A 20010-nucleotide genomic window follows, 5' to 3' on the forward strand; every position below is an offset into this window, starting at 1 on the left:
GTGTGGAAGCCTCGCGGCTCCCTCGCTCTTTCGAGCGGTCGCTCACTCTCAGAAAACTGACTGACCAGATCCGAAGATCCAGTCACGTTTTGCTGTGCGAGCACTGTATAACTTGTGAAGCAACACTGTCCGAAGACAGCGGCGTCCGCTACCCAGCGCCCACACTTATCGGTTGTTTGGTTGTTAAAGAACTTCGCCGCCGGCTTTGCCGTTCAGCGCTGCTGCGTTGTCTGCAGCAGAGAGACGAGATTATGCAGAGCTTTCCTCGTTTCGTCAACCGTTTCAGCATCTTTTTTTGCTGCGGCCAGCGCGCCAACTTCGCTGCGCCAACCATCCCGGTCGACCCCGCAACCCTTGCTGCGTCTGCTTTGCAGCGCTGCGTTGTGTTGCGAGGGGGCGAATATTAAGTGACCGCAGCGGGGTTGGCAAGGGGTTCTTCGAAAAAAAGCCAACCCGCCTAAAAAACGCATTCCAAGCCACTTCAGCTGTCGTCGGGCGCTGCTTATAGAATGGCTGTTCCGGCCCACCGGGCCGCTCTTTATAGATGGGGACGTTTGATGACTATCCAAGCGACCTGGCAACCAAGCCAGGGCAACAGCATCTGCCACCTGACCAACGGGACTGCCGAGTGGCAGGCCGACCTGGATGCATCTGCCGGCGGCGACACCCAATACCCGAACCCGCATGACCTGCTGGATTCGGCCCTGGCCGCCTGCACCACGCTGACTTTGCAGCTGTACGCCAAACGCAAGGGCTACGCCATCACCGAAGTCCATGTATCGGTCGGTCATGAAGAGGCCAACGGGACCTACACCATGAACCGGGAGGTCAAGGTCAGCGGAGAACTCACGCCCCAGATCCTGGATGACCTGCTCCGCGTGGCGAATCGCTGCCCGGTGCACAAGACCTTGTCGGGACAGTTTTCCATCCAGACGTCGATTGCCTGACCACCCTGGCAAGATCCCGCTCTCTGCTATTGTCAGCCCAAATGATAATCGTTATCATTTATGCCTCAGGCTGTGACACGTCCTGAGTCAGCAAATGGGTTCACCGGACACGGACGTGTCCGGTCTTTTCTTTCCGGCGACCTACCGTCGCGGCGGCCCCGTTCCGGCCGATTCCCTCCTGCCCGATGTCATCGTCCTGACGCACGTGGTGCGATACCGTACCTGGCGTGGACCAGGCGCGTGCCCCACCCGTTCGAGGGGCATCCTGCCCCGGTGTGTTGGCTGGCCCACCAAGGTTTCGTCGCTTTCCGGGCAAACCGGCGCCGTACGCTTTATCTGCCATGCACCGCAGGCTTACCATGAACGGAAAGCAGAACAAGTAGAAGGCGCCAACAGAAAGCGCCGATACATCGAAGCGAGCGGGGGGATTCCTTGACCAACTTCATCGAAGCGTATTGCGCGCAGGTTCGGCTTGCGGGCGCAGTCGGCGTGATCGCCAAACCGGTTGTGGTGGCACAGGACGGCACCTACGCCATGCACTACGTGCCCTGCGAATACCTGAACATCCAGGCACCTCTGGTGCTGGTCAGCACCACGCCCGGCCACGCCCATGTGCGGCTGGCCGCCGCCGTCACCGAAGAACTGATGCGCGCCCATGCACCTGGCAGCGTAATTCAGCGCGAGAACAAGCGGCGCGTCGAACTGGGCGGCAAGCTGGTGCGGCCTAACCTGATCCGCATGCTCGACCACTTCCGGGTGCCCGAACTGGTCGGCCTGCCGCACGCCGCGGCATTGTGGAACGATGGATTCGAGCGCCTGCAACCGCTTGCCTTGCTGCCGCATGCCACCACGCGGCGCGGTCTGGCGTTCGACGGCCCACTGGAAGAACTGCTGGAGACCCCGATGCTGCGCGAGGTATTCGAAGCGCAGTTCCTGGGAGCCGTGCGCCAGATGCGCACGGATGCGCTGTACATCGCGCTGGGCCGTACCGCCTGGGCAGGGCTGCGGCATGCAGTCAGCCGCCGGCTGCTGGGAAAGCATCAACTGCTGGGGATGATGCCCGTGCCGGCGCGCGCCGGCAGCATGGTGCGCTACTTCCTGCGCGAGATCGCCGCCAGCGACCTGTCGGCCAAGGATCCGGTGCGCCATCGGGTGGCCTGGCTCGATGCCGCCCATGCCGAACTGGAAGCCAGCGTGCGCAAGCTGCGCGCTGCCATCCGGCCGGATCCGCACTCTGCCTACCTGATCGCGTAAGCGATCACTCGCCTCAATGATTGTGCTCGATAGACCCCACCGAAGTGGGGTCTCGGTGGCCCGCATTGTGTCGATAACGTCTCCTGAGGCATCTGACACGCCTCGCATTCCCGATTTTTGGCGGCCCCGCGTGGGCCGCGATTTTTTTTGGGATCGCCAATTAGCGCCGCCCGGTCAAGCGGCTACGCCGGTGGCGGCGTCTGCCCCACGCTTCGCCGCAGCGCATCCGATACCTGCGCCATCAGCGCGGCGTCGTCATCGACCGCGCGGCCGCTGGCCGACAATGCCTCGCGCACGCTGACGACCTTGCCCGCGTCATAGCACCGGCCGCTGTCGATGGCAGCTTCGAACGCATTGGCGCGCGCGTTGATCTGCACGGGGTCGGCGCTGACCAGCAGCACCGCATGGGCCAGCACCAGGTGGCGCTGCCCGTCGGGCGCTTGCATGGCCGCGGGTGCGCGGCGCCAGTACTGCGCCGTGCCGGCGATCTTGCGCGCGGCTTCGGGCGGGCCCCAGGCCAGGTTGTAGCGGCCGTCGCAGAAGGAACCGGCCACCGCCTGCCAGTGCGTGTCGACGCCCAGCGATTGCAGCGCGTCGCCGATGACCTCGCACAAGTGCAGGTAGACCGCGTCGCTGCGCGCGCCCGGCGGCTGTTCCACTGTGTAGGCCAGGCTCAGGTTGAGGATGCCAGGGCCCTGCGGCACCAGCCCGCCGCCCGACATGCGCAGGAATACCGGACATCCCTGCTGCGCGAAGTCGGCGCGCGCGGTTTCCAGCGCGGCATGGCGCAGGTAGGTGCGCGGCACCACCAGCGACAGCGGCGCCTCCCACAGCTGCGCCACCTGCCGGCCTTGTGCCGCGAGGTCGAGCAAGGCCAGCTCATCCTGCAGCGGGTCGCTGCCCGCCTGCCCGGCATGGGCCGCATCGACAAATTCAAACGGCATGGGATGGCACCAGCCTCCGGATGGCAACGTGCCGAGTCTAGCAACACTAGGCATTGAGCGCATCGAAGTACGCCAGCGCCTTCGACGCGTACATGGCGCCCGGTCCGCCGCCCATCTCGATATTGATGGCCAGCACTTCGGCCAGCTGCTCGCGCGTGGCGCGATGGCGCAGCGCCTGGCTGGTGTGGAACAGCACGCAGTCGTCGCAGCCCTTCTGCACCGCCAGCGCGACGGCAACCAGTTCCTTGACGGCGGCGGGCAGGCTGCCGTCCTGCGTGGCGGCCTTCATCACGCCCTGGAAGGCGCTCATGGCGGCGGGCTGGGCCTGGCCGAGCGCACCGAATTGCTTGTTGATCTCGGTCAGGCGGGTCTTCAGGTCTGTGGTCATGAGGTCTCCTGTCTTGAATTCGAACAAGGCGAGCTGGCCGCGGGGGGGGGGGGGGGGGGGGGGGGGGGGGGGGGGGGGGGGGGGGGGGGGGGGGGGGGGGGGTAGGTANNNCGCGGATGGCGCCCTGGGCGGCGCCATCCGCGCGCGGCATCAGCCGGCCAGATGCATCTTCAGCAGCGCGTTGAAGTCATTGGCCTTCTCCATCTGGCTCATGTGGCCAGCATCGGCAAAGACCTTGACGGTGGCTCCCGGCGGCGCGGCTTCAGCGTGCGCGACCGGGATGATCTGGTCCTGACCTCCCCACACCACCAGCACGCGCTTGCCACTGTTGGCCAGCCGCTGGCCAGGCTGCTCGCTCTGGCGGCCGCCGCCGAAGAGCCCCTGCCCCAGCGCCGTCAGCGCCTCGGTGACGCCGTCCAGCCGCTTGTAGCGCAGCAGGTCGTCCAGCATCTGGCGGCTGACCAGCCCCGCGTCGGCGAACAGCAGTTCGACCACGGGCTTGAGCTCGCGCCGGGACTGGGCACTGACGAAGCCTTCGGTATAGCCGCTGTTGACGGCGTCGCCAAAGCCCACCGGCGACACCAGCGCCACCGACAGCACCCGCTGCGGTGCATCGACGGCAAGTTGCGCCGCCACGCCGCCGCCCATCGAATGGCCGACCACATGCGCCGCCTCGATCCCGGTCTCGTCCATGAAGCGCGCTACAAAGCCGGCCATCTGCGCCAGCGTCGCGCCCGCGAGCCGCGGCGACGACTGTCCGTGGCCGGGCAGGTCGAGCGCCACCACGGTGTACGCGTCGGCCAGGGGATCGAGGTTGAACAGCCAGTTGTCCAGGTCTCCGCCAAATCCGTGGATGAAGAGCACGGTTTCGGCGCCGCCACCCTTGCGGGCATAGCGGACCCGGATGCCGTCGACGTCGGCAAACTGGTACGCGGCAGCGGCGTCTTCTTCGCCAGCGTCGTCCGCCGGCGTCTCATAAGCCGCGACATAGTCATCGATTTGCGCATCGCTCACCTCCGCAGGTGCCAGCACGCCGAGCAGCGCCTTCACCGGCAGCACGTCGCCGGCCTGCGCCACCTTGCGGCGCAGCGTGCCCGCGTCGGGCGCCTCCACCGCATTGGCGATCTTGTCGGTTTCCACATCCAGGATCGGCAGGCCCACGGTAATCACGGTTCCTTCGTCGACCAGCCAGGCATTGACCGTGCCTTCCTTCATCGACAGGCCCCACTTGGGCATCACGATCGGGATAATCGTGGGGGAAATTTCGGTTGCCATCAGTGCTTGCCCTCCTTCATGGTCTTGCGCGCGGCGGCGACGATCTGCGCGGCGCTGGGGATGTACAGGTCCTCCAGCGTCGGCGAGAACGGCACCGGCGTGTGCGGCGGGCACACCATCTCGATGCCGGCCTTGAGCGCGCCGAAGGCCTGCTGCGCAACCTGCGCGGAGATATCGGTGGCGATATTGCAGCGCGGGCTGGCCTCGTCCACGACCACCAGGCGGCCGGTGTTCTCGACCGATTCCAGCACCGTGTCCATGTCCAGCGGCGAGAGCGTGCGCAGGTCGACGATCTCGGCCTCGATGCCCTCCTTGGCCAGCGTTGCCGCCGCTTCGAGCGCGCGATGCACCATCAGCCCATAGGTGACGATCGACACGTCCTTGCCGTCGCGCACGATATTGGCCTCGCCGAACGGGATCGCGTAGGCGCCTTCGGGCACCTCGCCCTCCAGCCCGTACAGGTTCTTGTGCTCGCAGAAGATCACCGGGTCGTTGTCGCGGATCGCCTGGATCAGCAGGCCCTTGGTGTCGTACGGCGTGGACGGGCACACCACCTTCAGGCCGGGGATATGCGTGAACAGCGGCGTCAGCATCTGGCTGTGCTGCGCGGCCGCGCGAAAGCCCGCGCCGACCATCGCGCGGATCACCACCGGGGTCTCGGCCTTGCCGCCGAACATGTAGCGGAACTTGGCCGCCTGGTTGAAGATCTGGTCGAAGCAAACGCCCATGAAATCGATGAACATCAGCTCGGCGATCGGGCGCATGCCGCAGGCCGCGGCGCCGATGGCGGCGCCCACGTAAGCGGATTCAGACAGCGGCGTGTCCAGCAGCCGGTCGCCGTGCTTGGCGTAAAGGCCCTTGGTCACGCCCAGCACGCCGCCCCAGGCGTCCTTCTCGCCGTCCGCGCCGGCGCCGCCGACGATGTCTTCGCCCAGCATGATGACGCTGGGGTCGCGGGTCATTTCCTGGTCGATCGCCTCGTTGATCGCCAGCTTGATGCTCAGTTTGCGAGCCATGGTTTGTCTCCTGATATTGGGTTGGCGCGTGGCGGATCAGTAGCTGACGTAGACGTCGGTGAGCAGGTCTTCGGGCCCGGGCTGCGGCGCGGCCTTGGCTTCCTGCACGGCATGCTCGATCAGCGCGGCGACCTCGCGGTCGATGGTGTCGAGTTCTTCGCGCGCGACCACTCCCGCCTGGGTCACGGCGCGGCCAAACAGCTTCAGGCAATCCTTGTTGGCGCGGATGTCGTCGAGTTCGCCGGCGGCGCGGTAGGTTTGCGCATCGCCCTCGAAGTGGCCATAGAAGCGGACCATCTTGCATTCGAGCAGCGACGGTCCGCCGCCTTCGCGCGCGCGCCGGATCACTTCGCCGGCCGCTTCATGGACCGCGAAGAAGTCGGTGCCGTCCACCGTCACGCCCGGGATGCCGAAGCCGGCGGCGCGGTCCACGTAGCTGTCCACCGCGGTGCCGTAATCGCGCGAGGTCGATTCGGCATAGCCGTTGTTCTCGATCACGAAGATCACCGGCAGGTTCCAGACCGCGGCCAGGTTCAGGCTTTCCAGGAAGGTGCCCTGGTTGGAGGCGCCGTCGCCGCAGAAGGTGATGCCGACCTCGCCCTTGCCGCGGAACTTGGCAGCCAGCGCGGCGCCGCAGATCAGCGGCGCGCCTGCACCCAGGATGCCGTTGGCGCCCATCATGCCCTTGGACAGGTCGGCGATATGCATCGAGCCACCCTTGCCATTGCACGAGCCGCCCTTCTTGCCGTAGATCTCCTTCATCATCGCCACCGGATCGACGCCCTTGGCAATGCAGTGGCCGTGGCCGCGGTGCGTGCTGGCGATGCGGTCGCCATCGTCCAGGTGGTGCAGGATGCCGACGCCCGTGGCTTCCTCGCCCGCGTATAGATGGACGAAGCCCGGGATGTCGCCGCGCCCGAAGTCCACGTGCAGGCGTTCTTCGAAATCGCGGATGGTGCGCATCTTCCGGTACACCGTCAGCAACGTCTCCTTGTCGAGCGGCAGCGCTGCGGAATCTTGAGAAGCTCTGGCTGTCATGTCTGTCTCCTTCGTTTTCAGGTGTTGCACTTCAAGAAAGGGGAAAAGCGGGCGGACGCGGTGCCCGCGCGTCATCCCACCGCGGCGGGCTGCGGCAGGCTGCGCATCAGGTGGTGGCGCGCGGCATGGCGCATGCAGGCCGCGACGTCGATGCTGCGAAAGGCGTGGTCATGCAGGGTGACGGTGACTTCGTCGTCCGGGCCAAATGCCAGCTCGCGCTCGCCGTCCAGCGCGACAATGCCGCTGCGCTGGCGCACGCGATGGGGACGGCCGTGTTCAAGCCGCTGCCAGCCGGCCACCGGCACGGTGCACATCAGGCCGGGTGCGATCGGCGCGCACAGGTCGAATTCGCCTTCGCCGGGCGCGGCCAGTTCGATCGCGAGGCCGCCCTCTTCGCGCCGGCCCACCGGCTTCAGCAGCCCGGCGATGGATGACAGGCCGATGGCCTCGGGGTCGGCAAAGGACACGTAGACGGCGGCAAGCGTGTCGGTCTTCCACAAGGCGCGTGCGCCGATGAAGTGCTCATGCGAGATCACCGCATCCACCAGTGCAATATCGCGGCGAAAGCCGCCGTTGCCGTCGCGGATGACGATGTCGAGCCGCTTGTTCGACGCCAGCGCCTGCGCAGGGGGAATGCGGCCCGTGGCATAGAGGCCGGTGGCCAGCCCGATGATGGTGGGCTCGCGCATTTCGGGGTAGGCATTGTTGGTGCCGGTCGACAGGCCCGCGATCGGCACAGCACCGCACTCGCGCACCACCGCGCGGTGGGTGCCGTCGCCGCCCAGCACGATGATCGCGGCCACGCCCGCATCGGCCATGCAGCGCGCGGCGCGCAGGGTGTCGTCGACGCGCGCGGTGACCGGCATGTCGAGGTAGTCGACCGCGGGCAGGCCCGAGTCCGGCCCCTGCCGGCGTGCCAGGTGCCGCGCCAGCATGACGCGCAGGCCTTCGCGGTCGGGCATCATCAGCACGCGCTCCACGCCGCAGGAGGCCAGCGCGGCCAGCAGGCGCAGCACGATATTGACGCGGTCGGCCAGCTGCAGGCTGTTGGCGTTGGCGATCACACGACGGATGTCGCGCGCGGAAATCGGGTTGGCGATGATGCCGACCACTGGCGCGATCTGCGCGCTGGCGCCTGCTGCGTGCCCCATTGCCTGTCTCCTGTTGTCGTTGTCTTGCCAGGCGTATTTGCAATGGCTGTGCCAGTGCGCGCAGGCAGTGAAAACAGGGGAAACAGCGGCCTCGGCGGGGTCGGATCCGAGGGATTACCCCGAGGCGGCAGGGCAAAAACGACGCTGCGCTGTGACAGGTGTCACAGCGCAGGTGTACAGGGGATGGACAACCGTATCGCAGGGATGGCGCGCGTGCGCCGTGCTGCCTGCCGGCTTATGCGTCGGTGGGCTCCGGGCCGCCGTCGCGCCGGTTGGGCGACTGGATGCCGTAGCGCTCCATGCGCCGGTACAGCGTCATGCGGCTGACGCCGATCTGCCGCGCGACCGCGCTCAGGTTCCAGCCGGACGCGCGCAGGTATTGCATCAGCAGCATGCCTTCCGGCGGCAACTGGTGCGGATCGAACGGTGCGGCAGCGGGTGACTGGGCGGGCCCTGGCTGCGGCAGGGCGGCGGACGGTGCGGGTCCCGCCAGGCTGTCAGGCAGGTCCGGCACATCGATATAGCCGTCGGCGCAGACCGCGCGCGCGTACTCCAGCACGTTGCGCAGTTCGCGCAGGTTGCCGGGCCAGCGGTGGCGGTGCAGCCGCTCGCGTGCCGCGGGCGACAGCCTGATCTCGCTGCCCTCTGCGCCCCCTTCCTGCAGCAGCTTGCGGACCAGCCAGTCCAGGTCGGTGCGCGCACGCAGCGGCGGCAGCGTGAAGCGCGCGCCGTTGAGGCGGTAGTACAGGTCCTCGCGGAAGCGCCCGTCGGCCACCAGTTGCTCCAGGCTGTGGTGCGTGGCGGAAATGACCCGCAGCCGCACCGGCACCGGCCGCGCGGCGCCGATAGGCAGCACTTCGCCCTCGGCCAGCACGCGCAGCAGCCGCGACTGCAGCTCGCGCGGCATGTCGCCGATCTCGTCCAGGAACAGCGTGCCGCCGTCGGCCTCCTGGATCAGGCCGCGCTTGCCGCGCGGGCCTGCGCCGGAGAAACTGTTGGGCAGGTGCCCGAACAATTCGCTTTCAATCAGGGTTTCAGGGATCGCCGCGCAGTTCACCGCTACGAACGGCCCGCCGCGGCGGGCGCTGGCAAGATGCAGCGCCTTGGCCAGGAACTCTTTGCCGCTGCCGGTCTCGCCGTGGATCATCAGGTTGATCGGCGAATCGACCAGGCGCGCAGCGCGCTGCAACTGCTGCTGCAGCGCGGCATCGCCGCCGGTCAGCGCCGCCAGCGCATCCGGCATCGCCACCTGCGTTTCGGCGGGCGGCGCCTGCCAGCGCAGCGCCGGCGGCAGCACGCTCAGGTACAGCAGGCCGCCGCTGCGGGTCAGCGCCACCAGGCGCTGCTCGCTCGGGCGCGAATAGACATAGTGGCCCAGGTCCTCCAGGCGCGCGTCGAACAGCGTCTCGAACCGCTGGCCCAGCACGGTGGCGCCCGGTGCGCCACCCAGCTCGCCTTCCAGCATCAGCCTGGCGCGGTGGTTGTGGCCGACGATGCGGCCGGCCTCGTCCAGCGCCAGCAGGTATTCGGGATTGACGTCGACAAACTCCGGCGCCACGTTCAGCTTCAGGATCCAGTCGCGGCGGTGCGCGCGCAGGAAGTTGGCGTTCTCGATATGCGCGGCGTAGATGCGCACCATCTGCAGCGCCAGCCCCTGGCTGTCCTTGGCCTGCGGCGAGGTCAGCGCGGAGATGTCGAGGATGGCGTGCAGGTTGCCGTGCGTGTCGAACAGCGGCGCGGCGGTGCAGGTCAGCGGGATATGGGTGGCGTCGAAATGGTCGGCCTGGTGCACCGTCAGCGCCTGGCCCGTGGCCAGGGCGGTGCCGACCGCGCAGGTGCCGGCGCCGCTCTCGCTCCACTCGGCGCCCAGGTACAGGCCCGCGTGGCGCAGCGCGGCGTCGCTGCGGGCCTCGCCGATATAGTCGACGGTCACGCCCTGGGCATCGGTCAGCAGCACCACATAGCCCAGGCCCGCCACCTGCCCATACAGGCTCTGCAGGCCGTGGCGCGCGATGCGCGCGAAGTCGTCGATGCGTTCCTGGTGTTCGCGCAGGCGCGGCTGCGGCAAGATGCGCGCCTCCTGCATGCGCGACGGATCCAGGCCGTACTGGTGCACGCAGCGGCGCCATGAGTTCTGGATGATGGCGTCGTGCGCGATCCGGTCCGCAAGCACGGCCGGCGGGGCAAGGTATGTGGTGGCCTGGACCACCGTCTCGATGTGCTCGCGTTGCCGCAGGTCCATCGCTGTCTCCTGTCGTCGCTGCCGTCGGCCCCATGGGTGATGGATGGGGTGATGGATCGGGCGGACTGTCGGGCGCGTGCTGCGGAAGCCGCGCCTCTGTGTCTCGGGCCTTCTAATGTATCCGAGCGGATCAGCGGTACGCAAACAGGATTAGAGCGGCGCTCGCGGGCGCATGCCGCAAGTGCGGCGCACGCCATACCGCAGGACCGCAGGCGCTCAGAGCGCCGATGAGGTCTTCAGGCTGCGCGCCGCATCGGCAGCGATGGCGAACGAGCGCAGGCGCGCCTGGTGGTCATGGATCTGCCCGGTCAGCATCAGCTCGTCCGGGCGCAGGTCATCGACAAAGCGCTGCATGCCGGCACGCACGGCGTCGGGATCGCCCACCACCGAGCACGCCAGCGAGCGGCGGATATGGTCGGCCTCGCTCTCGTTCCACAGCGCTTCGATATCGTCCACCGGCGCGCGCAGCTGCCCCGGAGTGCCGCGCACCAGCGCCAGGAATTGCTGCTGCAGCGAGCTGAACAGGCGGCGCGCCTGGTCCCCGGTCTCGGCCGCAAACACGTTCAGGCCCAGCATCACATAAGGCCGGTCCAGCGCTTCGGAGGGCCGGAAGGTGCGCCGGTACAGGTCCACCGCCTGGCGCATGAAGCCCGGCGCAAAGTGCGAGGCAAAGGCGAACGGCAGGCCCATCGCCGCCGCCAGCTGCGCGCTGAACAGGCTCGAACCCAGCAGCCAGATCGGCACCTTGAGCCCGGCGCCGGGCACCGCGCGCAGGCGCTGGCCGGGGCGCACGTCGTCGAAGTAGGCCTGCAGTTCTTCCACGTCCTGCGGGAAGGTATCGGCGCTGTCGGCCAACAGGTGGCGGCGCAAGGCGCGCGCAGTGGCCTGGTCGGTGCCGGGCGCGCGGCCCAGGCCCAGGTCGATGCGGCCCGGGTAGAGCGAGGCCAGCGTGCCGAACTGCTCGGCGATCACCAGCGGCGAATGGTTGGGCAGCATCACGCCGCCCGAGCCCACGCGGATGGTGCTGGTGCCGTTGGCGACATAGCCGATCAGCACGGCGGTGGCGGCGCTGGCAATGCCGGGCATGTTGTGATGCTCGGCCAGCCAGTAGCGGTGGTAGCCCAGCTGCTCGGCATGGCGGGCCAGGTCGAGCGAGTTGCGCATGGCATGGCCGGCATCGCTGCCTTCAGGGATGGGGGCCAGGTCCAGCACCGACCAGGCCACGCCTGCGCCGTTGGGGATAGAGTCGTGATTCATGTGGTGGATGGCGGGCGGCTGGTGCCGCACGCGGGCAATGCGTATGGCCCGCTATCTTAGAGACCATGGCTCGATCGTGCTGGCAGCCTGATCGCGGCCCTTCGGGCGGCGTGGGTATCACGGGGGCGCGGGAAGGATTGAGTCGCGCCGCGCTTGCCCGTACCATGCAGCCCGATGCCAAGGAACAAGCGATGACACTCAAGACACTGGACGGTGCGCTGGCCCTGCTGACGCACTTCACCGTGCGCCAGCCGACCTGGGGCGTGCGCGAGCTGGCCAAGCACAGCGGCGTGCACTACGCCGTGGTGCACCGCGTGCTGGCGACGTTTGCCGCCAATGGCTTCCTGGTGCAGGACGCGGTCACCGGCAAATATTCGCTGGGACTGCGGTTGTTCGAGCTGGGACAGGTGGTGCGCAAAAGCTTCTCGCCCGACGAGATCGTGCGCCCGGTGCTGGAAAAGCTCGCCGCGCAAAGCGGCGAGACCGTGTTCCTGTCGTGGCTCGATGGCCATGAGGGCCTGTGCGTGGGACTGGTGCAGAGCCAGCACCAGCTGCGCTTTTCGATCGAGCTGGGCGAGCGCTTCCCGCTCTATGCGGGCGCGCATGCCAAGGCCATGCTGGCCTTCCAGGACGATGCCTTCCGCGATGAGGTCTACCGCCAGGGGCTGGCGCGCATCGCCCCCCACACGACGCTGGACCGCGAGCGCATCGAGCAGCAGCTGGCCGAGGTGCGCGAGCGCGGCTGGGCCCATACGCGCGAGGAAGCCGCCGCCAGCGTGGCCGGCCTGGCGTTGCCGCTGCGGTCGCGCGACCGCAGCGCGGTGGTGGGCTCGGTCGCCATCGCCGGGCCGCAGCAGCGGCTGGACCAAGCCGCGGTGCCGCGCCTGCTGGAGGCGCTGCGCGATGCCAGCGGCCGGCTGGAAGACGTCATCGGCTTCGTGCGCTGACGCGCTGTCCCCTCACACCAGCAGGGCCTTGCCCACGGCCCCGCCCAGCACGCGCTGGCCGATCGCATGGCCCAGCGCGCGATAGCTCTCCCATTGCGCCTCATCGAAGAACTGGTCGCCGGTGGCCTCCTGCGGAAACGCGGGATGGGTCGCGCCGTAGTGGCGCACGTCGGCCGGCGCCCATGACACCAGCCGCGGCTTGAGCAGCACGATGCGGCAGGTGCGCGCGCGGGGCGCCCCGCACTCCGGGCCGGTGCGAAAGACGTTGAGCAGCACCGCGCATTTGTCGCCGGTCGGAGCGCCCGGCAGGAAATCATCCGGTACGCCAAAGACACGGCTCAGCACCGGGTGCGTGGTGGCAGCCTCGGTATCGACCACGATCTCCAGCCCATGGTCGATGCGCGCCAGCCGGATCAGGTTCGCCAGGTCGCCGAAGCGGTAGTCGGGGTCGCTCCCGCAATCACACAGCACGATCAGCGCGACCTCGCGGCCCGGGCGCAGCAGCTCGTACACGCCGGTATTGTCGAAATGCCCGCCATCGGACAGGTACTGCCAGCCGCGCCGCGTGCCGTGGAAGCGCGCGCTCAGTTCGCAGCCCAGGTAGTACTGCGTGCGGAACAGCGCGATGCCCGCGGCCAGCCACGGATGCGTGGCGCGTTCCGGATGGCGCCGCGCGCGGCCCCGGCGCCCGCCTTCGCGCGCGTGGCTGGCCGGATACGACGGCCACCATGTGCCCAGCCGCAGGTTCGCCAGGCCGAGCAGCAGCGAGGTGCCCAGCGTGGTCGCGCGCCCAAGGCCGGTGGACACCGCCGCACCCGAGATCGCGATCCAGTCGCCCACGGTGCGCGATTCGGCCAGCTTGCCCGACGAAGGCCAGGACACATCCGGGCAGCAAGCCCAGCCGTCGATGGTGAAGCGCGCGTAGGCGTCCGGCGGCAGCGCCGCCGCCGTACCGGCCTGCGCCACGCAGGGTCCGGGTGCCAGGCACAGCGGCATGCCCTTGCGGTCGCGCTGCACCAGTTGCGCGGCCGGATCGACGGTCAGGTTCAGCGTGACGTTGATCAGGTGCAGCGGCGCCAGCACGCGCGGATCGTAGTACGCGTTCAGGCTGAGCTGGTCGCCGGGCACGGGCTCGGCCACGCTGAAGCGGGCGCGCTGGCTGCCGTCGCGGTCGGCACTCGGGTCGGGAGCCGCGAAGCGCTCCCCGTTGGACGCGCCCAGGAACGCGCGCGTGAGCCGCGCCGCGTAGAACGGCTGCAGCGTCGACAGGTTCAGGAAGCCGGAGAAGCGCCCCGCCACCAGCGCCAGCACCAGGCTCACCACGGTGAACGTGGCCAGCGCCGGGCCGGTATAGGCGTTGCCGAACACCAGCCAGTCGACCGGCTCGCGCCCGTCCCAGCGCACCCACAGCACCAGCCACGACCACAGCACGAACAGCAGCAGCGCCAGCACCGCCGCGGCCGCGCCCGCCAGCAGCGACACCGGCAGCCGCGCGCACAGCGCGCGCCAGGGCGTGTCGGCGCGGCCCTTGCGGCCGGCATCGAGCCAGCGCGAGCCGTAGTGCACCAGCCAGACCAGCACGCCCAGCACAGTTGCGGGCAGCGCCGCGCCCCACTGGTGGTGGGCCTGGTGGGCAAACAGGTAAGCGGTGCGTGCGATGGTGTCGGCAATGCCCAGCGCCGCCAGCCACAGGGTCAGCGTCAGCGCGCCACGCAGTGCGCGCGTGGTGCGCACGCGGTAGGCGGCCACGGTGCGCGGCTCGCCCTGCAGCAGCGCCAGGCACCACAGCACGCCCAGCAGGGTCAGCACGCCCAGCACGGCAAAGAGCTCGCCGATGACCAGCCCCGATCCGAGCCATTCGGACCAGCGCGCCGCGGCCAGCAGCATCAGGCCCAGCAGCGTGGCGAGCAGCGGCGCGGGGCTCAGGAAGCGGGCCGTCGCCTGCGGATCGTTGGCGCGCGGGTAGATCAGCCAGTAGGCCAGCCCGGGCGGCACCGCGCCAGCCAGCGCGGTGGCCAGCGGCAGCCACAGCAGCGTGCTCCACCAGATCGCGCATTCGCCCTGGTTGAAGGCCTGGCGCGCGTCGTGCAGCAGGTCCATCTCATAGCGCCCCAATCCGTAGGAAACCCCCACCGCGACGTGTTGCCCGAGCGCCAGCACAGCCAGCAGCACCAGCAGCGCGCTGCCGATCACGAAATGCATGGCCAGCCAGTTGCGCACCACCAGCGCGGCGGCATAGAGGTTGTCGCCGGCACCGGTGGGCGACAGGTAGCGGCCGTTCTCGCGCAGCCATGCGACCGCGCCGCGGCCAGGGTCGGCGGCGTAGGACACCGAGGTATGGATGCGCCCCGGCGGCTCGCATTGCAGCGTGTGATAGGCGTCGGTGGCGGCCTGGACCGGGCCCGCGCCGCGGCGCAGGCGGCCGGGCACGAACAGGCTGACGAAGAAGGCGCCGAGGTAGCCGCCGCCGCTGACGGTGGACAGGTAGTCGAACTGCGCCAGCAGCGAGGCCAGGCCCGGCACGGTCTGCGCCGCGGCGGCGGTGGCCGCCGCCGGTGTCGCGGCTTCCGGCGCGGGGGCCGGCGCTGCCGCCTTGGCGGGCATCGCGGTGCCCGCCATCGCCTGCATCACGCCCAGGCAGAAGGTGGCGCTGCGGATGCCGCCGCCGGCCAGCGCCAGGGCCCAGTTGCGCTGGCCGTCGCCGGCGCGCGGCGCAATGCCGAGCTGGCGGCGGCGCTGGGCGATGCGGGTGGCCTCGTCGCCGGATCCGCCGGTTCCGTGGTGTTCCGCGGCCATGCGCGTCCTCCCGGTAACAGTCGGTCTGCGCCAAGTATAGGCGGCGGCGCTCCGCCGTTGCCGCCGCCGGCACTCGCCCGGCGCCGCCAGCCAGCCCCGCGTTAACCCTGATTGTTGAGAGCCGGGACGAGGCCTAGCATTTCTCTGTATAAGAGACGTTGTCTCTTATACAGAGACAACAGCAGTCGACGCAACCACCCCGCCATGCTCAAGACCCTGGACGGCGCCCTGGCGCTGTTGACCCACTTCACCGCCCGCCAGCCCAGCTGGGGCGTGCGCGAACTGGCGCGCCACAGCGGCGTGCACCACGCCGTGGTGCACCGCGTGCTGGCGACCTTTGCCGCCAACGGCTTCCTGGTGCAAGACGCGCTTGGCCGCTACGGCCTGGGGTTGCGCTGGTTCGAGCTGGGACAAGTGATGCGCAAGACGTTTTCGCCGGCCGAGGTGGTGCAACCGGCGCTGGAAGCACTGGCGCGCGAATGCGGCGAGACCGTGTTCCTGTCGTGGCTGGACGGTGGCGAGGGCTTGTGCACGGATATCGCCCAGAGCCAGCACCAGCTGCGCTTTTCGATCGAAGTGGGCCAGCGCTTCACGCTGGACGCCGGCGCGCACGCCAAGGCCATCCTGGCATTCCAGCCGGAAGCGTTCCGGCGCCAGGTAACGGGCGACGCGCCCGAGCCGGAAGCACGGCTGGCGCAGATCCGCGCCGACGGCTGGGCCTACACCTGCGAGGAATCCGCCGCCACGGTGGCCGGGCTGGCGCTGCCGCTGCGCCACCGCGACAGCCGGGCGGTGGTGGGATCGCTGGCCATCGCCGGCCCGCTGCAGCGCCTGACGCCTGAGGCGGTGCCGCGCTTGCTGGAGGCGCTGCGCACCGCGCGCAACACCATCGGCCCGGTGGCGGGTTTCATGCGCTGAGCGCGCGCCAGGCATCACACACAACAGACAAAACCAGACAACACTACGGGGAGCGGTGGACAACATGACCATGCCAACACAACTGAACGCGCCGATGGCGGCGCAGCCTGCAACACGGACACGCTTCATGGAGCCCTTGCTGCTGCTGGTCTCCGTGGGACTGTCGGTATTCGGCGCCATGATCGGCATGCAGCTGATCGTGTCGCTGGGGATCTCGGCCAACACCTCGATCATCGGCGCGCTGATCGCGATCGTGTTCTCGCGCATCCCGCTCGAGATCACGCGGCGCTTCCGCGTGCTGGAGCGGCAGAACCTGGTGCAGACGGCAATCTCGTCGGCCACCTTCGGCGCCGCCAACTCGCTGATGATCCCGATCGGCGTGCCTTACGCGATGGGCATGCCGGAACTGGCCACGCCGATGCTGATCGGCGCGGTGATCGCCATGTTCGTCGACGGCGCCATGCTGTACTTCCTCTTCGGCAGCAAGATCTTCCCCGCCACCGGCACCTGGCCGGCCGGCATCGCCACGGCCGAGGCCATCTGGGCCGGCGACCGCGGCGGGCGCAAGGCCGCGTTCCTGGGCCTCGGCATTGCCGTGGGCGTGGGCGGCGCCTGGCTGGGCGTGCCGATGTCCGCGTTCGGCGCCGCTTTCCTGGGCAACCTGGCGGCACTGACCATGTTCGGCATCGGCCTGCTGGTGCGTGGCTATTCGGTGGCGCTGACCGGCATCGACATCGCCCGCGCCTATATCCCGCACGGCCTGATGATCGGCGCGGGCATCGTCGCGCTGTTCCAGGTCGCCAATGAAATCCGCCGCGCGCGCCATGCCCCGGCCGTGGACACGGGCACCATCGAAGTCCCGGCCTCGCGCGCCAGCCGCATCCTGTCGGGCGGCTTCCTGATCTACCTGGCGATTGCGCTGCTGATCTCGGTGCTGGCCGGCCATGTCTCTGACATGTCGCTGGGCATGCTGGTGGTGTTCGTGCTCTATGCCGCCTTTGCCGCCTATGTGCATGAGCTGATCGTCGGCATCGCGGCGATGCATTCGGGCTGGTTCCCGGCCTTCGCGGTGGCGCTGATCACGCTGACCATCGGCATCCTGATCGGCTTCCCGCCGACGGCGCTGGCGGTGCTGGTGGGCTTCTCCGCCGCCACCGGCCCGGCCTTTGCCGACATGGGCTATGACCTCAAGACCGGCTACCTGCTGCGTGGCGAGGGCCGCGACATGGAGGCCGAGCTGGCCGGGCGCAAGCAGCAGTTCCTGGCCGCGATGATCGGCTTCGCGGTGGCCGCGGTGGTGGTGCTGGTGTTCCACGGCACCTTCTTCGCGCAAAACCTGATCCCGCCGGTGGACCGCGTCTACGCGGCCTCGATCAAGGCGGGCTCGTCGGCGGAGATTGCCCGCAACCTGGTGATCTGGGCCATCCCCGGCGCGCTGCTGCAGCTGATCGGCGGCTCCAGGCGCCAGCTCGGCATCCTGCTCTCCACCGGCATGCTGATTGCCTCGCCGCTGGCCGGCTGGGCAGTGCTGGCCGGCCTGGCGATCCGCTTCATGCTGCAGCGCCTGCGCGGCGACAAGCACGTGGCCGAGATGAGCGCCTTTGCCGGCGGCGTGATTGCCGGCGACGCGCTGTTCAGCTTCTTCGGCTCCGTCACCAAGCTGCGCAAGTAAGTGCGCAACTGAGTCTTACCTCGGGGCGCGGCCGCCGCGTCCCGCCTGTCATTACCCGAGACGTTCCATGGATATCCAAGCCATCCAGGCCATCCGCGCCGACACCCCGCTGACGGCCTCCACCATCTATCTCGACACCGCCGCGGCCTCGTTGCCGCCCGACGCGGTGCTCGATACCGTGCGCAGCTACCTGCTCGATACCGGCCATGTCGGCATCTACCTGCCGGCCTTCCGCAAGGAGACCTATGCGCGCGTGGAAGCGGTGCGTGGCAAGCTGGCCGGGCTGCTCAACTGCGCCGCCGACGAAGTCGCCTTCACCAAGAACGCCACCGAGAGCATCTCGATCGTCGCGCGCGGCATCGCCTGGAACGCCGGCGACGAAGTGCTGGTGGCCGACACCGAAATGCTGAGCAACCTGCTGCCCTGGCGCCGACTGGAGCAATCGCGCGGCATCGTCGTGAAGATGGTCGCGGCCAATGCCGAAGGGCTGCTTGCGCCCGAGGCGTTCGCGGCCGCCGTCACCCCGCGCACGCGCCTACTCACCTTCTCGCACCTGCCCAATTCGACGGGTGCGGTGCAGCCGGCCGCGCAGATCTGCGCGGTGGCGCGCCGCCACGGCGTGCTGTCGCTGGTCAATGCGGCGCAGAGCGTGGGCATGCTGCGCTCGGACGTGGCCGAGCTGGACTGCGATTTCCTGGCTGGCTGCGGCCGCAAGGCGCTGCGCGCGACCGAGGGTGCGGGCTTCCTGTATGTGCGCCGCGCGCTGATCGAGCAGGTCGAGCCCGCGCTGGTGGGCTGGTGGAACGGCGCCTATGACCGCGCCACCGGCGCGCTGTCGCTGGTCGCTGGCGCCAGGCGCTTCGAGGCTGGCTGCCCGGTCGTGCCGGCGATCCTCGGCATGGGCACCGCCATCGACTACGCCGCCGCCATCGGCATCGACGCCATCGAGGCGCGCGTGCGCGACCTGACCGAGTACGCGGTGGCGAAGTTCGCGTCGATCCCCGGCTTCGAGCTGTACGGCCCGGCCGACGTGGCCAACCGCATCGGCATCGTGCCGTTCAATGTGCGCGGCGTGGACCCGGCGCGCATCGTCGCCGCGCTGGAAGCGCAGCATTGCATCATCGAGGCCGGCAACTTCATGGCCGACGCCATCCTGGCGCGCTACGGCGTGTCCACCATGGCGCGCGTCTCGCTGCACTACTTCAACACGCATGAAGAGATCGACCGCGTGGCCGCGCTGATCCGCGCCGCGATCGCCTGATCCCGCATTGAACTTCACCAGACTCTCCTGACGGAAACCAAGACATGACCCAACGCATCCTCCTGATGAGCAGCTCGCGCAAGGACAACCTCGGCTACCTCGAGCACGCCGGCGAGCAGATCCACACGCTGCTCAGGCGCGAGCCGCGCAAGGTGCTGTTCGTGCCGTTCGCCGGCGTGATCTTCAGCTTCGACACCTATGAAGGCATGGTCAAGCCGGTGTTCGAGGCGCTGGGCTACGCGCTGGAATCGATCCACCACAGCGCCGACCCGCTGCGCGCCGTGGAGCAGGCCGAGGCCATCGCGGTCGGCGGCGGCAACACCTTTGCGCTGCTCAAGCGCATGTACGACGCCGGCATCGTCGACGCGATCCGCGCCAGGGTGCGCGCGGGCACGCCATACGTAGGCTGGAGCGCGGGCAGCAACGTCGCCTGCCCGACCATCCGCACCACCAACGACATGCCCATCGTGCAGCCGCCGTCGCTGCGCGCGCTGGGGCTGGTGCCGTTCCAGATCAACCCGCACTTCATCAGCGGCAAGCCCGCCGGCCACAACGGCGAAAGCCGCGAAGAGCGCCTGGCCGAGTTCCTGCACATCAACGCGCCGGAGCACGTGTTTGCGCTGCCGGAAGGTTCGGCGCTGTTCTCGGACGGCACCCGCGGCACCGTGCTGGGCGAGCGCCATGCGCTGTGGTTCCCGGCCGAAGGCAAGGTCGAAACGATTCGCGAAGGCGAGACCTTCCCGCTGTCGCAGATCACCGGTCCGGCCGGGATGCAGGACTGGCCGGGCTTTGCTGCCTGAGCCGGCGGCACTGCCCTGAGCCGCTGACGCACTGACCCGGGCCTGCCCCGGGCACAACAAAGAAGAACCGCCCCGCGGGCCGCGCCGTGCCGCCCGCGCGGGCC

Annotated in this window: 17 protein-coding genes; 8 read left to right on the top strand and 9 right to left on the bottom strand. The window is 68.9% G+C overall.

The window, feature by feature from the left end:
* From AC3WVS_RS14920 to AC3WVS_RS14930, 3 genes are all read left to right on the top strand, one after another.
* Nucleotides 1-407 (top strand): hypothetical protein (locus AC3WVS_RS14920; RefSeq protein ID WP_492319274.1); only part of this gene is annotated, 407 nt, incomplete at its 5' end.
* A 150-nt stretch (nt 408-557) separates the two neighbouring features.
* Entirely contained in the window at nt 558-947 is a 390-nt protein-coding gene (locus AC3WVS_RS14925; RefSeq protein ID WP_010813534.1) for an OsmC family protein, read from the top strand.
* Nucleotides 948-1379: 432 nt separating this feature from the next.
* A complete protein-coding gene (locus tag AC3WVS_RS14930) occupies nt 1380-2201 on the top strand; it encodes a hypothetical protein (protein WP_492319275.1) in 822 nt (273 codons plus the stop codon).
* Nucleotides 2202-2383: 182 nt separating this feature from the next.
* On the opposite strand, the gene AC3WVS_RS14935 is transcribed toward AC3WVS_RS14930, so the two are convergent.
* The 8 genes from AC3WVS_RS14935 to AC3WVS_RS14970 all read right to left on the bottom strand — a co-directional run bounded on the left by AC3WVS_RS14935 (nt 2384) and on the right by AC3WVS_RS14970 (nt 11512).
* Nucleotides 2384-3145, bottom strand: a complete 762-nt coding sequence (locus tag AC3WVS_RS14935; RefSeq protein WP_492319276.1) for a lipoate--protein ligase family protein — start codon at nt 3143-3145, stop codon at nt 2384-2386.
* A 46-nt stretch (nt 3146-3191) separates the two neighbouring features.
* Nucleotides 3192-3533, bottom strand: coding sequence for a carboxymuconolactone decarboxylase family protein (locus AC3WVS_RS14940; protein ID WP_340525849.1), 342 nt, complete (start codon nt 3531-3533; stop codon nt 3192-3194).
* Nucleotides 3534-3683: 150 nt separating this feature from the next.
* Nucleotides 3684-4808 carry an acetoin dehydrogenase dihydrolipoyllysine-residue acetyltransferase subunit gene (locus AC3WVS_RS14945; protein WP_492319277.1) on the bottom strand — a complete coding sequence of 375 codons (1125 nt, stop codon included), beginning with the start codon at nt 4806-4808 and terminating at the stop codon, nt 3684-3686.
* Nucleotides 4808-5824 (bottom strand): alpha-ketoacid dehydrogenase subunit beta, encoded by a 1017-nt coding sequence (locus AC3WVS_RS14950; protein WP_492319278.1) that lies wholly within the window; start codon nt 5822-5824, stop codon nt 4808-4810. The genes AC3WVS_RS14945 and AC3WVS_RS14950 overlap by 1 nt, the downstream gene beginning before the upstream one ends.
* 36 nt (nt 5825-5860) lie before the next feature.
* A complete protein-coding gene (locus AC3WVS_RS14955; protein ID WP_492319279.1) occupies nt 5861-6862 on the bottom strand; it encodes a thiamine pyrophosphate-dependent dehydrogenase E1 component subunit alpha in 1002 nt (333 codons plus the stop codon).
* Between the two features lie 71 nt (nt 6863-6933).
* The gene (locus AC3WVS_RS14960; protein WP_492319280.1) at nt 6934-8013 is read right to left on the bottom strand and encodes an ATP-NAD kinase family protein; all 1080 of its coding nucleotides are present in this window, start codon (nt 8011-8013) and stop codon (nt 6934-6936) included.
* A gap of 235 nt (nt 8014-8248) precedes the next feature.
* Nucleotides 8249-10255, bottom strand: coding sequence for a sigma-54-dependent Fis family transcriptional regulator (locus AC3WVS_RS14965; protein ID WP_492319281.1), 2007 nt, complete (start codon nt 10253-10255; stop codon nt 8249-8251).
* A gap of 216 nt (nt 10256-10471) precedes the next feature.
* The gene (locus AC3WVS_RS14970; protein ID WP_492319282.1) at nt 10472-11512 is read right to left on the bottom strand and encodes an LLM class flavin-dependent oxidoreductase; all 1041 of its coding nucleotides are present in this window, start codon (nt 11510-11512) and stop codon (nt 10472-10474) included.
* A 191-nt stretch (nt 11513-11703) separates the two neighbouring features.
* Between AC3WVS_RS14970 and AC3WVS_RS14975 the strand changes: the two genes are divergently transcribed.
* Nucleotides 11704-12459 (top strand): IclR family transcriptional regulator, encoded by a 756-nt coding sequence (locus AC3WVS_RS14975; RefSeq protein WP_492319283.1) that lies wholly within the window; start codon nt 11704-11706, stop codon nt 12457-12459.
* 12 nt (nt 12460-12471) lie between these two features.
* Here the strand turns inward: AC3WVS_RS14975 and AC3WVS_RS14980 are convergent, their stop codons facing one another.
* Entirely contained in the window at nt 12472-15255 is a 2784-nt protein-coding gene (locus tag AC3WVS_RS14980; protein ID WP_492319284.1) for a hypothetical protein, read from the bottom strand.
* A 204-nt stretch (nt 15256-15459) separates the two neighbouring features.
* Here AC3WVS_RS14980 and AC3WVS_RS14985 point away from each other — a divergent pair, with 204 nt between their 5' ends.
* From AC3WVS_RS14985 to pepE, 4 genes are all read left to right on the top strand, one after another.
* A complete protein-coding gene (locus AC3WVS_RS14985) occupies nt 15460-16173 on the top strand; it encodes an IclR family transcriptional regulator (protein WP_492319285.1) in 714 nt (237 codons plus the stop codon).
* A gap of 64 nt (nt 16174-16237) precedes the next feature.
* Nucleotides 16238-17845: an OPT/YSL family transporter gene (locus tag AC3WVS_RS14990; RefSeq protein ID WP_492319286.1), complete on the top strand. Its 1608-nt coding sequence runs from the start codon at nt 16238-16240 to the stop codon at nt 17843-17845.
* 67 nt (nt 17846-17912) lie between these two features.
* Nucleotides 17913-19106, top strand: a complete 1194-nt coding sequence (locus tag AC3WVS_RS14995) for an aminotransferase class V-fold PLP-dependent enzyme (protein ID WP_492319287.1) — start codon at nt 17913-17915, stop codon at nt 19104-19106.
* A gap of 44 nt (nt 19107-19150) precedes the next feature.
* Entirely contained in the window at nt 19151-19906 is a 756-nt protein-coding gene (gene pepE, locus AC3WVS_RS15000) for a dipeptidase PepE (protein ID WP_492319288.1), read from the top strand.
* The last annotated feature ends 104 nt before the right edge of the window (nt 19907-20010 follow it).

The organism is Cupriavidus sp. CPT47-8839-RL05A (assembly GCF_058792255.1).

What these genes read in the sequence shown, in the direction of transcription:
- AC3WVS_RS14925 (WP_010813534.1), top strand. Translation starts at nt 558, where the DNA reads ATGACTATCCAAGCGACCTGGCAACCAAGCCAGGGCAACAGCATCTGC.
- AC3WVS_RS14935 (WP_492319276.1), bottom strand. Translation starts at nt 3,145, where the DNA reads ATGCCGTTTGAATTTGTCGATGCGGCCCATGCCGGGCAGGCGGGCAGC.
- AC3WVS_RS14940 (WP_340525849.1), bottom strand. Translation starts at nt 3,533, where the DNA reads ATGACCACAGACCTGAAGACCCGCCTGACCGAGATCAACAAGCAATTC.
- AC3WVS_RS14945 (WP_492319277.1), bottom strand. Translation starts at nt 4,808, where the DNA reads ATGGCAACCGAAATTTCCCCCACGATTATCCCGATCGTGATGCCCAAG.
- AC3WVS_RS14950 (WP_492319278.1), bottom strand. Translation starts at nt 5,824, where the DNA reads ATGGCTCGCAAACTGAGCATCAAGCTGGCGATCAACGAGGCGATCGAC.
- AC3WVS_RS14955 (WP_492319279.1), bottom strand. Translation starts at nt 6,862, where the DNA reads ATGACAGCCAGAGCTTCTCAAGATTCCGCAGCGCTGCCGCTCGACAAG.
- AC3WVS_RS14960 (WP_492319280.1), bottom strand. Translation starts at nt 8,013, where the DNA reads ATGGGGCACGCAGCAGGCGCCAGCGCGCAGATCGCGCCAGTGGTCGGC.
- AC3WVS_RS14965 (WP_492319281.1), bottom strand. Translation starts at nt 10,255, where the DNA reads ATGGACCTGCGGCAACGCGAGCACATCGAGACGGTGGTCCAGGCCACC.
- AC3WVS_RS14970 (WP_492319282.1), bottom strand. Translation starts at nt 11,512, where the DNA reads ATGAATCACGACTCTATCCCCAACGGCGCAGGCGTGGCCTGGTCGGTG.
- AC3WVS_RS14975 (WP_492319283.1), top strand. Translation starts at nt 11,704, where the DNA reads ATGACACTCAAGACACTGGACGGTGCGCTGGCCCTGCTGACGCACTTC.
- AC3WVS_RS14980 (WP_492319284.1), bottom strand. Translation starts at nt 15,255, where the DNA reads ATGGCCGCGGAACACCACGGAACCGGCGGATCCGGCGACGAGGCCACC.
- AC3WVS_RS14985 (WP_492319285.1), top strand. Translation starts at nt 15,460, where the DNA reads ATGCTCAAGACCCTGGACGGCGCCCTGGCGCTGTTGACCCACTTCACC.
- AC3WVS_RS14990 (WP_492319286.1), top strand. Translation starts at nt 16,238, where the DNA reads ATGACCATGCCAACACAACTGAACGCGCCGATGGCGGCGCAGCCTGCA.
- AC3WVS_RS14995 (WP_492319287.1), top strand. Translation starts at nt 17,913, where the DNA reads ATGGATATCCAAGCCATCCAGGCCATCCGCGCCGACACCCCGCTGACG.
- pepE (WP_492319288.1), top strand. Translation starts at nt 19,151, where the DNA reads ATGACCCAACGCATCCTCCTGATGAGCAGCTCGCGCAAGGACAACCTC.